This window comes from Modestobacter versicolor (genome assembly GCF_041028285.1).
In the GTDB taxonomy this organism is placed as follows: Bacteria; Actinomycetota; Actinomycetes; order Mycobacteriales; family Geodermatophilaceae; genus Modestobacter; species Modestobacter versicolor_A.
Map to the genome: position 1 here is coordinate 230,836 of NZ_JABGDB010000001.1, position 11,810 is coordinate 242,645.

The 11,810-nt window shown below is 75.5% G+C and carries 11 protein-coding genes; 6 read left to right on the top strand and 5 right to left on the bottom strand.

The genetic code is table 11. The features are described from left to right. Positions 1-37 precede the first annotated feature (37 nt). The 3 genes from HL054_RS01225 to HL054_RS01235 all read left to right on the top strand — a co-directional run bounded on the left by HL054_RS01225 (position 38) and on the right by HL054_RS01235 (position 3,521). Positions 38-1,555, top strand: a complete 1,518-nt coding sequence (locus HL054_RS01225; protein ID WP_369136863.1) for a leucyl aminopeptidase family protein — start codon at positions 38-40, stop codon at positions 1,553-1,555. Positions 1,556-1,809: 254 nt separating this feature from the next. Beyond that, on the top strand, positions 1,810-1,986 hold the full coding sequence (locus HL054_RS01230; RefSeq protein ID WP_369136864.1) for an antitoxin: 177 nt from the start codon (positions 1,810-1,812) through the stop codon (positions 1,984-1,986). 74 nt (positions 1,987-2,060) lie between these two features. Further along, entirely contained in the window at positions 2,061-3,521 is a 1,461-nt protein-coding gene (locus HL054_RS01235) for a hypothetical protein (RefSeq protein ID WP_369136865.1), read from the top strand. 35 nt (positions 3,522-3,556) lie between these two features. Here HL054_RS01235 and HL054_RS01240 read toward each other — a convergent pair whose 3' ends face one another. The 3 genes from HL054_RS01240 to HL054_RS01250 are packed head-to-tail and all read right to left on the bottom strand — an operon-like array spanning position 3,557 to position 6,859. After that, positions 3,557-5,938: an ATP-binding cassette domain-containing protein gene (locus tag HL054_RS01240; RefSeq protein ID WP_369136866.1), complete on the bottom strand. Its 2,382-nt coding sequence runs from the start codon at positions 5,936-5,938 to the stop codon at positions 3,557-3,559. Between the two features lie 40 nt (positions 5,939-5,978). Then, positions 5,979-6,404 carry a VOC family protein gene (locus HL054_RS01245; protein WP_369136867.1) on the bottom strand — a complete coding sequence of 142 codons (426 nt, stop codon included), beginning with the start codon at positions 6,402-6,404 and terminating at the stop codon, positions 5,979-5,981. A 5-nt stretch (positions 6,405-6,409) separates the two neighbouring features. After that, positions 6,410-6,859 (bottom strand): helix-turn-helix transcriptional regulator, encoded by a 450-nt coding sequence (locus HL054_RS01250; protein WP_369136868.1) that lies wholly within the window; start codon positions 6,857-6,859, stop codon positions 6,410-6,412. A 201-nt stretch (positions 6,860-7,060) separates the two neighbouring features. Here HL054_RS01250 and HL054_RS01255 point away from each other — a divergent pair, with 201 nt between their 5' ends. Both HL054_RS01255 and HL054_RS01260 read left to right on the top strand, forming a co-directional pair. Then, entirely contained in the window at positions 7,061-7,999 is a 939-nt protein-coding gene (locus HL054_RS01255) for an ABC transporter ATP-binding protein (protein ID WP_369136869.1), read from the top strand. Then, the gene (locus HL054_RS01260) at positions 7,996-8,865 is read left to right on the top strand and encodes an ABC transporter permease (RefSeq protein ID WP_369136870.1); all 870 of its coding nucleotides are present in this window, start codon (positions 7,996-7,998) and stop codon (positions 8,863-8,865) included. Before HL054_RS01255 ends, HL054_RS01260 begins: the two co-directional genes overlap by 4 nt. Before the next feature lie 95 nt (positions 8,866-8,960). On the opposite strand, the gene HL054_RS01265 is transcribed toward HL054_RS01260, so the two are convergent. Then, the gene (locus tag HL054_RS01265; RefSeq protein ID WP_369136871.1) at positions 8,961-9,461 is read right to left on the bottom strand and encodes a DinB family protein; all 501 of its coding nucleotides are present in this window, start codon (positions 9,459-9,461) and stop codon (positions 8,961-8,963) included. A gap of 67 nt (positions 9,462-9,528) precedes the next feature. Between HL054_RS01265 and HL054_RS01270 the strand changes: the two genes are divergently transcribed. Continuing rightward, a complete protein-coding gene (locus tag HL054_RS01270; RefSeq protein WP_369136872.1) occupies positions 9,529-10,290 on the top strand; it encodes a CPBP family intramembrane glutamic endopeptidase in 762 nt (253 codons plus the stop codon). Between the two features lie 16 nt (positions 10,291-10,306). Here the strand turns inward: HL054_RS01270 and HL054_RS01275 are convergent, their stop codons facing one another. Next, positions 10,307-11,800 (bottom strand): phytoene desaturase family protein, encoded by a 1,494-nt coding sequence (locus HL054_RS01275; protein ID WP_369136873.1) that lies wholly within the window; start codon positions 11,798-11,800, stop codon positions 10,307-10,309. Between the last annotated feature and the right edge of the window lie 10 nt (positions 11,801-11,810).

Here is an 11,810-nt window from a genome sequence, read left to right on the forward strand (position 1 = left end):
ACCGGCGACCGGGGCCGCGCCGTTCCCGCGGGTCGAGGTGGTCGCCGCGCTGCCGGTGCTCGGCGAGGACGACGTCCTGGCCGTGCCGGTCGGTGCCCAGGGCTCGCTGCCCGGATGGCTGACCGCGGCCGCCCGGCCGCCGGTCGACCCGGACTTCCTGGCCGGGGCGCTGGCCGACACCGGCAACGGCGGCCGGCCCGGCGGGATCACCAACGTGCCGGTGCCCGGCCGCCGGCCGCGCAGCGCCGTCGCTGTCGGGGTGGGCGACGCGACGCTGCCGCACCTGCGCTCCTACGTCTCGGTCGCGGTCCGCCGCAGCCAGACCCTCGCCGAGCACGGGGCCCGCCGGCTGGTGCTGCCGCTGGACACCACCGTCGCCCCGGCCGGTGCCGACGAGGTCCGCGCCGCGGTGGAGACCGTGCTGCTGGCCGGCTACCGCTTCCGGACGACGTCCACCCCGCACCCGACGCGGCTGGCCGAGGTCACCGTGGTGGCCGCCGACGCCGCCGACCCCGCGGTGGTCGCCGCGGCCCGCGCCGGCCGGGTGACCGCGGAGTCGGTGGCCTGGGCCCGCGACCTGGTCAACACCCCCGGGAGCACGGGTGACCCGGGTTGGCTGGCCGGCCAGGTCGTCGAGCGCTTCCGGGGGTCGGCGGGTGTGACGGTCACCGTGCTCGGCCCCGCGGAGCTCGCGGCCGGCGGCTTCGGCGGGGTGCTCGCCGTCGGTGGTGGGTCGGCGTCGGCGCCCTGCGTGGTGCTGGTGGCCTACCGGCCGCCGGGTGCCGGGCCGGCGCACCCGGTGCTGGTCGGCAAGGGCATCACCTTCGACACCGGCGGCCTGTCGATCAAGACCAACGCCGGGATGCGGGACATGAAGACCGACATGGCCGGCGGTGCGGCGGTGCTGGCCGCCGTCGACGCCGCTGCGCGGCTGCAGCTGCCGGTCGCGGTGACCGCGCTGGTGGCGGCCGCGGAGAACGCCGTCTCCGGCGCCGGCTACCGGCCCGGGGACGTCGTCCGGCACGTCGGCGGCCGCACCACCGAGGTGCGCAACACCGACGCCGAGGGCCGGATGGTGCTGGCCGACGGCCTGGCCCACGCCCGCCGCGAGCTCGGGGCGACCGTGCTGGTCGACGTCGCCACGCTGACCGGGGCCGTGCGGACCTCCCTCGGGGCGCGGACGGCCGGCCTCTACGCCACCACCGACGGGCTGGCCGACGCGCTGCTCACCGCTGCGGGCCACGCCGGCGAGCCGTTCTGGCGGATGCCGCTGGCCGAGGAGCACGTCGGGCACCTGCGCGCGCTGCTCGACTCCCCGGTCGCCGACGCGCACAACGCCCCGGGCAACCCGGGCGCGACCACCGCGGCGCTGTTCCTGCAGCCCTTCGCCGGCGACCTGCCCTGGGCGCACCTGGACATCGCGGGCCCGGCCCGGGCCGGCAGCGACGACGCCGAGCTGGTCAAGGGCGGCACCGGCTTCGCCGCCCGCACCCTGCTGCGCTGGCTCGAGGCCGGCGCCCCGGCGGGTGGGCCGGGCTTCGATCAGGTGACCTGATCACAGGCCGTCCTCCCGCACCAATGCTGCTGCGGGAGGACGGCCTTTGGTGCAGGGGGACGGCGTCCGGTGCAGGGGGACGGCGTCCGGTGCGGGGCGACGGCGGCGCGGCGGGACGGCGGCGCGGCGGGACGGCGGCGCGGCGGGACGGCGGGCGGACGCGGGCAGCGGCCGGCCGGTTGGGCACGGCGTGTCGCGGGCACGTCCCCCGGGGAGCCGCGTCACCGGACGCGACCGCACGGAGGGTGGACGACATGGCTGGACTGGGCGACAAGGCCGGCGAGTTCCTGAACAGCGACAAGGGCGAGCAGGCCAGCGACAAGGGCCTGGACAAGGCCGGCCAGGTGGCCGACCAGAAGACCGGTGGGAACCACGACGCGCAGATCGACAAGGGCCGCGACCTCGCCGACGGCAAGCTCGGCAACGAGTAACCGACCCCGTGGCGGCTGAGGGTCCGGGGGGACCTCGGCCGCCGGCGTCGGCCCGGTCGGGCAGGATCGACCGGGTGAGCGACCAGGACGTGGACGAGCAGCGCGGCGTCGTCTTCCCGGTGGGGCCCGACGGCCGGCGCAGCACCGCGGCCGTGGGCCGGGCGGTGGTGGCCGACGCGCTGCGGCCGGTCGACCGGCCCGGTGCCCTGGCCGCCGAGCAGGAGACCAACTGGCGCACCGGTTACCTGGCCCACGTCCGGCGCACGGTCGAGGCCGGGCTGGCCTCCCGCGCCGCCGCGCTGCAGATCGCCGCCGCCGGCCTGGACGCGGTGCACGCGCGCATGCGGCTCGCCGGACCGGACGGCGACGCCGACCTCAGCACGCTGCAGGCCCGGCCGCCGGCCCGCCCGCTGCGCACCGTCGAGCTGACCGGGGACGCCGAGCCCGAGCGCGAGCTGTCGGTGCCCTACCGCGGCCAGCGGCTGCGCGGCGACGACCTGCACCGCCGGCTGGTCGCCTGGGTCGACGCCGGGGTGGTCGAGCACAGCTGCGCCGAGGCGGTGCGCACCGTCGCCGACCACCCCGAGTGGCTGGCGCTCCCGGACCGCACGGTCGCCGTGCTCGGAGCCGGCGCGGAGATGGGACCGCTGACCGCGCTGCTCCGCTGGGGCGCCCGGGTCGCGGCCGTCGACCTGCCCCGGCCGCCGCTCTGGCAGCGGGTCCGGGACACCGCCCGGCGCGGCGCGGGCACGCTGCTGCTGCCGGTGGGTGCCGACGAGGCCGCCGGTGCCGACCTGATCGCCGAGGTGCCCGAGGTCGCCGACTGGCTGACCGGGCTGCCGGGCGCCCCGGTGCTCGGCAACTACGTCTACGCCGACGGTGCGACCAACGTGCGGGTCTCGGTCGCCGTCGACGCGCTCACCCTGCGGCTGGCCGCGGCCCGCCCGGAGCTGGCGCTGGCCTTCCTGGCCACCCCGACCGACGTGTTCGTCGTGCCCCGGGAGGCCGTGGACGCCTCGGTGGCCGCCTACGCCCACCGGTCCGCGGCCGGCAAGCTGCTCGGCCGGCCGCTGCGTACGGTCTCCGGCGGGGGGCTGCTGCGCCGCAACTACCTGCCCGGCTCCGACCCGGGCGTCAACGACAGCCTGGTGCCGCAGCAGGGCCCGAACTACGCGCTGGCCAAGCGGCTGCAGCGCTGGCGGGCCACGGTCGCCCGGGACGCCGGCGCCACGGTGTCGATGAACGTCGCACCGCCCACCCGCACCCGCTCGGTGGTGAAGAACCGTGCGCTGGCCGCTGCCTACGCCGGCGCGCACCGGTTCGGGGTCGAGGTGTTCGAGCCGGCGACGTCCAACGTGCTGATGGCCGCCCTGCTGGTGCACGACCTGAACACCGGCGGCGGCCCGGCGCACCCGCACCCGTGGCAGGACGAGGCGTACGCGGCGGCGCACGGCGGGCTGTGGCGCTCGCCGTACGCACCCCGCAGCGCGCTGGGCCTCGCCGCCGTCCTCGGGCTGGGCGCCGCGCGCGGCTGACCGGCTGGCCAGCCGCGCGGCTGAGGAGTCGGGCTTCAGGCGCCGACGTAGGCCGCGAGGTGCCGGCCGGTCAGCGTCGACCGGTCGGCGACCAGGTCGGCCGGGGTGCCCTCGAAGACCACCCGGCCGCCGTCGTGCCCGGCGCCCGGCCCCAGGTCGACGATCCAGTCGGCGTGCGCCATCACCGCCTGGTGGTGCTCGATGACGAGCACCGACTTGCCGGAGTCGACGAGCCGGTCGAGCAGGCCGAGCAGGTTCTCGACGTCGGCGAGGTGCAGGCCGGTGGTCGGCTCGTCGAGCACGTAGACGGTGCCCTTCTCCGCCATCTGGGTCGCCAGCTTGAGCCGCTGCCGCTCGCCGCCGGAGAGGGTGGTCAGCGGCTGGCCGAGGGTCAGGTAGCCGAGCCCGACGTCGGCCAGCCGGTCCAGCACCGTGTGCGCGGCCGGCGTGCGGGCCTCCCCGGCGCCGAAGAACTCCTCCGCCTCGGTCACCGGCATCGCCAGCACCTCGGCGATGTTGCGGCCGCCCAGGGTGTACTCCAGCACCGAGGCCTGGAACCGCCGCCCCTCGCACTCCTCGCAGGGCGACTCCACCGTGGCCATCACGCCGAGCTCGGTGTAGATGACCCCGGCGCCGTTGCAACTGGGGCAGGCGCCCTCGGAGTTCGAGCTGAACAGCGACGGCTTCACGCCGTTGGCCTTCGCGAACGCCTTGCGGATCGGGTCCAGCAGCCCGGTGTAGGTGGCCGGGTTGCTCCGCCGCGAGCCGCGGATCGCCCCCTGGTCGACCGTGACCACGCCCTCGCGGGCCGCGACCGAGCCGTGCACCAGCGAGCTCTTCCCCGACCCGGCCACGCCGGTGAGCACCACCAGCACGCCGAGCGGGACGTCGACGTCGACGTCCCTGAGGTTGTGGGTGTTCGCCCCGCGGACCTCGAGGACGCCGGTGGGCGTGCGCACCGCGGGCTTGAGCGCCACCCGGTGGTCGAGGTGCCGCCCGGTCAGCGTGCTGCTGCCGCGCAGCCCGTCGACGGTGCCCTCGAACACCACCTCGCCACCGCCGGTGCCCGCGCCCGGACCGAGGTCGACGACGTGGTCGGCGATGGCGATCGTCTCGGGCTTGTGCTCGACGACGAGCACGGTGTTGCCCTTGTCGCGCAGCTGCAGCAGCAGGTCGTTCATCCGCTCGATGTCGTGCGGGTGCAGGCCGATGGTGGGCTCGTCGAAGACGTACGTGACGTCGGTGAGCGAGGACCCCAGGTGGCGGATCATCTTGGTGCGCTGCGCCTCGCCGCCGGACAGCGTGCCGGCCGGCCGGTCGAGGGAGAGGTAGCCCAGCCCGATCCCGGTGAACGAGTCGAGGAGGTGCTGCAGGCCGGTGAGCAGCGGGGCCACCGACGGCTCGTGGAGCTCGCGGACCCACCCGGCGAGGTCGCTGATCTGCATCGCGCAGAGGTCGGCGATGTTCTTCCCGCCGATCTCCGACGACCGGGCCTCCGGGGTGAGCCGGGTCCCGTCGCACTCCGGGCAGGTCTGGAAGGTGATGGCGCGCTCGACGAACGCGCGGATGTGCGGCTGCATGGCGTCGACGTCCTTGGAGAGCATCGACTTCTGGATCTTCGGGATCACGCCCTCGTAGGTGAGGTTGATGCCCTCGACCTTGATCTTCGTCGGCTCCTTGTAGAGCAGGTCGTGCAGCTCCTTCTTCGTGTACCGGCCGATCGGCTTGTCCATGTCGAAGCCCGCGCCGCTGAAGATCCGGCCGTACCAGCCGTCCATGCTGTAGCCGGGCACGGTCAGCGCGCCCTCGGCCAGGGACTTCGACTCGTCGTACAGCGCCGTCAGGTCGAAGTCGGAGACCGAGCCCATGCCCTCGCAGCGCGGGCACATGCCGCCGAGGTAGACGACGTCCTTCACCACGGCCTTCTCGACCCGGCCGCCGGACTTCTCCGTGCTCATCACCCCGCTGGCCCTGCGGGTCGGCACGTTGAAGGAGAACGCCGTGGGCGGGCCGATGTGCGGGCGGCCCAGCCGGCTGAAGAGGATCCGCAGCATCGCGTTGGCGTCGGTCGCGGTGCCGACGGTGGAGCGGGGGTTGGCGCCCATCCGCTCCTGGTCGACGATGATCGCCGTCGTCAGCCCCTCGAGCAGGTCGACCTCGGGCCGGGCCAGCGTGGGCATGAAGCCCTGCACGAACGCGCTGTAGGTCTCGTTGATCAGCCGCTGGGACTCCGCGGCGATCGTGTCGAACACCAGCGAGCTCTTGCCCGAGCCGGAGACCCCGGTGAACACCGTCAGCCGCCGCTTCGGGATCTCGACGCTGACGTCCTTGAGGTTGTTCACCCGTGCGCCGAGCACCCGGATCAGGTCGTGGCTGTCGGCGCCGTGCCGCTGGGGCGACGGGGTCTCCGTGCTCATCTGGTCTCCCTCGGTCGGTGGTGCGTCGCGGCCGGACGGGTCAGCGCAGTTCCTGGATCCGGAGCATGTTGCCCGCCGGGTCGCGGAAGGCGCAGTCCCGGACGCCGTAGGGCTGCTCGGTCGGCTCCTGGACGACCTCGGCGCCGCTGCGCTCGAGCGCGGCGAACACCCCGTCGAGGTCCTTGCTGGCCAGGTTGACGCCGAAGAAGCTGCCCTTGGCGATCAGCTCCAGGATGGTGCGCTGCTCGTCGTCGGTGAGGCCGGGGCTGGCCGTCGGCGGGTGCAGCACGATGGCGGTGTCCGGCTGTCCGGGCGGGCCGACGGTGATCCACCGCATGCCGTCGTACCCGACGTCGAGGCGGACCTCGAAGCCGAGCACGTCCCGGTAGAAGGCCAGCGAGGCCTCCGGGTCGGTGTGCGGCAGGAAGCTCGAGTGGATGGAGACGTCCAGCTGGTCGGTGGTCATGGCGATCACGCTAGGGACGGCGCCGGGGCCGACGCTTCTCGATTCCTGACCGGTCGGGTCACCTGCTTGGCCACGCACGAGGGCATCCCCACCGTCGCCCGGGCCTGCTCGCGGCGGTACACGCTCGGCGGCATCCCGACCAGCTCGGTGAACCGGGTGCTGAACGTGCCCAGCGACGAGCAGCCGACCGCGAAGCAGACCTCGGTGACGCTCAGGTCGCCCCGCCGCAGCAGCGCCATCGCCCGCTCGATCCGCCGGGTCATCAGGTAGGAGTACGGCGACTCGCCGTAGGCCGCCCGGAACGCGCGGCTGAGGTGCCCCGAGGACATGTGCGCCCCGCGGGCCAGCGCCTCGACGTCCAGCGGCTGGGCGTGCTCGCGGTCGATCCGGTCGCGGACCCGGCGCAGCCGCGCGAGGTCGCGCAGCCGCTGCTCGTCGAGGGGTCGGCTGGTCACGCGCAGGATCGTGCCACGGCCGGACCCGCGCGGGAGCCGATCCGGCCCCGCTCTCGGGGTCGGCTCAGGGGTCGGGGTCAGGGGTGGCTCAGGGGGCGCTCAGGGTCCGGTTCAGGGCGGTCCCCGATGTGCCGGGCACCGGTCCGCCGACAGGCTCCTCGGCATGGACACCACACCTCACCGACCGGCCCGGTGGTCGCGATGATCATCGCCTCCGGGCTCACTAAGACCTACGGACCCAAGGTCGCCGTCGACGGGCTCAGCTTCACCGTCGAGCCGGGCCGGGTCACCGGCTTCCTCGGCCCCAACGGCGCGGGCAAGTCCACGACGATGCGGATGGTGCTCGGCCTGGACCGCCCGACCGCGGGCACGGCCACGGTGCACGGCCGCTCCTACGCAGACTCGCCGGCGCCGCTGCGCGCGGTCGGCGCCCTGCTCGAGGCGCGCGCCCTGCACCCCGGCCGCACCGCCCGCGACCACCTGCGCTGGCTGGCCGCCAGCAACGGCATCCCGCGGACCCGGATCGACCAGGTGCTCGACCTCGTCGGCCTGGAGGCGGTCGCCGACCAGCGGGTGGGCCGGTTCTCCCTCGGCATGGGGCAGCGGCTGGGCATCGCGGTCGCCCTGCTCGGCGACCCGCCGGTCGTCGTCCTGGACGAGCCGGTGAACGGCCTGGACCCCGAGGGCATCCGCTGGGTCCGCAACCTGGCCCGCGAGCTGGCCGGCCAGGGCCGCACCGTGCTGGTGTCCAGCCACCTGATGTCGGAGATGGCGCTCACCGCCGACCACCTGGTCGTCGTCGGCCGCGGCCGGATGCTCGCCGACTGCTCGATGGCGCAGTTCATCGCCGACCACGCCGCCTCCTACGTCCGGGTCCGGGCGCCCCGCACCGCGGACGTCGAGGCGCTGCTGCGCAACCGCGGCCTGGACGTCGATGCGCACGGCACCGAGCTCCGCGTCCAGGGCCTGGACGCCGCCGGCATCGGCGAGCTGGTCGGCTCCGCCGGCCTGCACCTGCACGAGCTGGCGCTGGTCCAGTCCTCCCTCGAGGACGCCTTCATGACGCTCACCGCCGACAGCGTCGAGTACGCCACCCACCCCGCAGCGACCGCCGCCGAGCCCGCAGGAGCACTCCGATGACCGAGGTGCAGACCCCCGACCGCAGCACGGCGACCCCGCGGCACAGCGCGGTGGACGTCGTCTCCCTCGACCCCGACCGGCACGTGCCCGGCGTCCGGCCGCCCGGCTTCGGTGCGGTGCTGCACGCCGAGTGGATCAAGCTGTGGAGCGTCCGGTCCACCCGCTGGTCGCTGGCCATGCTCTTCGTGCTCGGTGCCGGGCTCACCACGCTGATCTGCTGGGCGGCCGCCGACGCGATCGCCTCCGGCGAGACCGGGGAGGCGGCGGGCTCGTTCCTCACCTGGGGCCTGATCTTCTCCCAGCTCACCGCCCTGGCGCTGGGCACGCTGGTGGTCACCAGCGAGTACGGCACCGGGATGGTGCGGGCCAGCGTCACCGCCGTCCCGCGGCGCGGCCGGATCGTCGCCGCCAAGGCGCTGGTGGTCAGCGGCGTGCTCTTCGTCGCCGGCCTGGTCACCGCCGTCGCCGGCTACCTCGGCGGCAACTGGTTCCTCGACCGGGAGGGTGCCGGCGTGGCGCTGTCCGACGACGGCGTGCTGCGGGCCCTGCTGGGCAACGGGCTCTTCCTCGCCGGCCTCGGCCTGTTCGCCCTGGCCACCGGGCTGCTGATCCGCAACACCGGGGCGGCGCTGACCGTCGGCATGGGGCTGGTGCTGGTGGTCGGCCAGCTGGCCTACGCGCTGCCCGGCACCTGGGGCGAGTGGGTGGCCAAGCTGCTGCCCGGCAACGCCGGCGGGTCGGTCGCGATGATCGAGCCCTTCACCGGGGTGGCCCTCGCCCCGTGGACCGGGTTCGCGGTGTTCGCCGCCGAGATCGCGGTCCTGCTCGTCGCCGCGACCCTGGTGTTCCGCCGCCGCGACGCCTGATGGAGGACCCCCGTGCCCCCCACCGCTCGCACGCTCGCGGCGGGCCCCTGCACGGGGGCCGTTCCACCAGCTCACCAGCTCACCGGCTCGGCGGCTCAGCCGCCGAGCTGGTCCGCTGTCGCGCCGTCGATCGACTCGCGGACCACGTCGGCGTGGCCGGCGTGCCGGGCGTGCTCCTCGATGAGGTGCAGCAGCACCCAGCGGACGGAGAACTCCGCGCTGTCCGGCTGCGCGCAGGGGGCGGCCAGGTCCGGGACCCCGGCGACGACGGTGGCGGTCTCCTCCGCCGCCGCGGCGAAGGCGGCCAGCAGGTGCTCCACGGTGTCCTCCGGGAGCAGCCGCCACTCGGCGTCCCAGTCCTCGACCGGCCAGAGGCCCTCCGGGCGGTCCGCGACCGCGGCGACGACCCACCGGCGCTCGACCGCCGTGGCGTGCTCGAGCAGCGAGGACAGCGACATGCTGCTGGCCGTGGGCGTGCTGCGCGCCTGCTCCTCGGTCAGCCCCGAGACGGCGGCCCGCAGGCCCTGCCGCTGGGCGTCGAGGAAGCGGAGCAGCTGGGTCGCCTCGTCGGGCGTGGACTCGGGGAACACCGGCATGACCGGATCCTGCCGGGTGCAGTGCCGCAGGTGGACGTCCCCGCACCTGGCACGAGAGGCTGCGCCCGTGCGGCGACGCGTTCTCGAGCTGGCCGACCGACGTCCGCTGACCCTCGCCGCCGCGGCCACGGTCACCTGGCACCTGGTGCTCTTCGCCGTCGAGGACCTGCTGCCACCGCTGCGGCCGGGGTGGTTCCCCGACCTGGGTGCGGCGGTGGTCAACGTCGTCCTCGCGGCGCTCACGCTGGCCGTGATCGGCTGGCTCGGCTGGTGGCGGGAGACCGGTGTCGTCTGGCGGTGGCCGGACCGGTCGTGGTGGCTGCTGCTGCCCCTGCTGGCCGAGGGTCTGCTGCACCTCGTCGACGGGCTGACCGGGTCCGCGACGGCGCTCGTCAGCTCTGCGGTGACCATGCTGGCGGTCGGGCTGGCCGAGGAGTCGCTCAGCCGAGGGCTGGTGCAGCGGTTCTTGAGCCCGCTGGGGCGGGCGCGGGCGGCGGTCCTGGTGGGCGTCCTGTTCGGCCTCGGGCACGCGCTGAGCGGCCTGTGGTTCGGGCGGGCTCCGGAGGAGATCGCCTTCCAGGTGGTGAACACCGCGGCCTTCGGGTTCTGCCTGGCTGCCGTCCGCTGGCACGTCCGCACGATCTGGCCGCTGGTCCTGCTGCACGCCCTGGTGGACTTCACCAGCATCAACAGCCCCGGGGCGCTGCCCGACGTCGTCCAGGTCCTGGTCATCGTGGTGCTCATCGGCTACGGCTGGTGGTTGCTGCGGCTCAGCCCGGTGGTGGGGTCCCGGCCCGAGCTCGCCCGTGGTGGGGCGACAGGGCAGTGATCAGCGGGGCCGGAGATCAGGCGGGGCCGACCAGGCCGGCCACGATCTCGGCCGACAGCGTCACCAGCGGCAGCCCGCCGCCGGGGTGCGCCGAGCCGCCGACCAGGAACAGGCCGGGCAGCGGCGAGGCGTTGGCCGGGCGCAGGAAGGCCGCGCGGGCGCCGTTGCTGGAGGTGCCGTAGATGGAGCCGCCCGGGCTGCTGGTCTCCCGCTCCAGGTCGGCCGGGGTGCGCACCACCCGCCACTTCACCCGGTCGCGGACGTCCAGCCCGCGGTCGGCCAGCGTCGCCAGCACCCGGTCGGCGGTGGCGTCGGCCAGGCCGGGCGCGGTCCAGTCGACGCCGCCGTCCGGCTCGTGCCGCGGTGCGTTGACCAGCACGAACCACGACTCGCTGTCCGCGTCGGGCCGGGTGGCCGGGTCGTCGGGAGCGCTGACGTAGACCGTGGGGTCGGCGACCGGGCGCGCCGGGCCCTTCCGGCCGAACAGCGCGTCGAACTCCGCGTCGTAGTCGGCGGGGAACAGCACGGTGTGGTGCGCCAGGCCCGGCGTGCGGCCGCGCAGCGCCAGCAGCAGCACCAGCCCGGACGACGACGGCGTGACCCGGCGCAGCGCCGCCCGGACCCGGCGCACCGGCGCGGAGGCGGGCAGCAGCCGGCGGTAGAGGGTCGTCGCGTCGGCGTTGCAGACGACGACGTCGGCCGGCAGCGTCCCGCCGTCCGCCAGCTGCACGCCGGCCGCCCGGCCGCCCTCGACCAGCACCCCGGTCACCGCGGTGCCGCAGCGGACCACCGCGCCGCGCTCGACCGCCCGGTCGGCCACCGCCTCCGGCAGCCGGCGCAGCCCGCCGCGGACGTACCAGGAGCCGAACGCCTGCTCGACCCACGGCACGGTGAGCAGTGCGGCCGGGGCCCGGCGCGGGTCGGAGCCGGAGTAGGTGGCGTAGCGGTCCAGCAGCATCCGCAGCCGCGGGTCGGTGAGGTGGCTGCGGCCCATCCCGCGCAGCGTGCGGCCCGGGGCGATGGTGCGCAGGTCGCCGAGGTCGCGGGCCAGCCGGACCAGCGTGCCGGCGCCGGCCAGCGGCGAGCGCAGGAACGGCTGCTCGGTCGCCCGCCACATCGCCTCGGCCCGCGCCAGCAGCGCCGACCACTGGGCACCGGCGCCGGGCCCGAGGTCGTCGTCCAGCCGGCCCGGCACCTCGGCGAGCCGGCCGGGCACCGCGGTCGTCGTCCCGTCGGCGAACCGGTACGTGACGGCGGGGTCCAGCCGCTGCAGGTCGAGCACCCGGTGCAGCGGGTCGCCGGTGGCGGCGAAGAGGTCCTCGAACACCTGGGGGAGGGTGACCAGGCTGGGGCCGGTGTCGAAGCCGTGCCCGTCGCGGGCGCACCAGCCGAGCTTGCCGCCGACCTGCGGGGCCTGCTCCACGACCGTCACGGCGTGCCCGCCGGCGGCCAGCCGGGCAGCGGCCGCCAGCCCGCCGAGGCCGGCGCCGACGACGACGACCCGGGCCACGCCGTCCACG

What these genes read in the sequence shown, in the direction of transcription:
- HL054_RS01245 (WP_369136867.1), bottom strand. Translation starts at nt 6,404, where the DNA reads ATGACCACCGACCAGCTGGACGTCTCCATCCACTCGAGCTTCCTGCCG.
- HL054_RS01230 (WP_369136864.1), top strand. Translation starts at nt 1,810, where the DNA reads ATGGCTGGACTGGGCGACAAGGCCGGCGAGTTCCTGAACAGCGACAAG.
- HL054_RS01255 (WP_369136869.1), top strand. Translation starts at nt 7,061, where the DNA reads ATGATCATCGCCTCCGGGCTCACTAAGACCTACGGACCCAAGGTCGCC.
- HL054_RS01265 (WP_369136871.1), bottom strand. Translation starts at nt 9,461, where the DNA reads ATGCCGGTGTTCCCCGAGTCCACGCCCGACGAGGCGACCCAGCTGCTC.
- HL054_RS01240 (WP_369136866.1), bottom strand. Translation starts at nt 5,938, where the DNA reads ATGAGCACGGAGACCCCGTCGCCCCAGCGGCACGGCGCCGACAGCCAC.
- HL054_RS01260 (WP_369136870.1), top strand. Translation starts at nt 7,996, where the DNA reads ATGACCGAGGTGCAGACCCCCGACCGCAGCACGGCGACCCCGCGGCAC.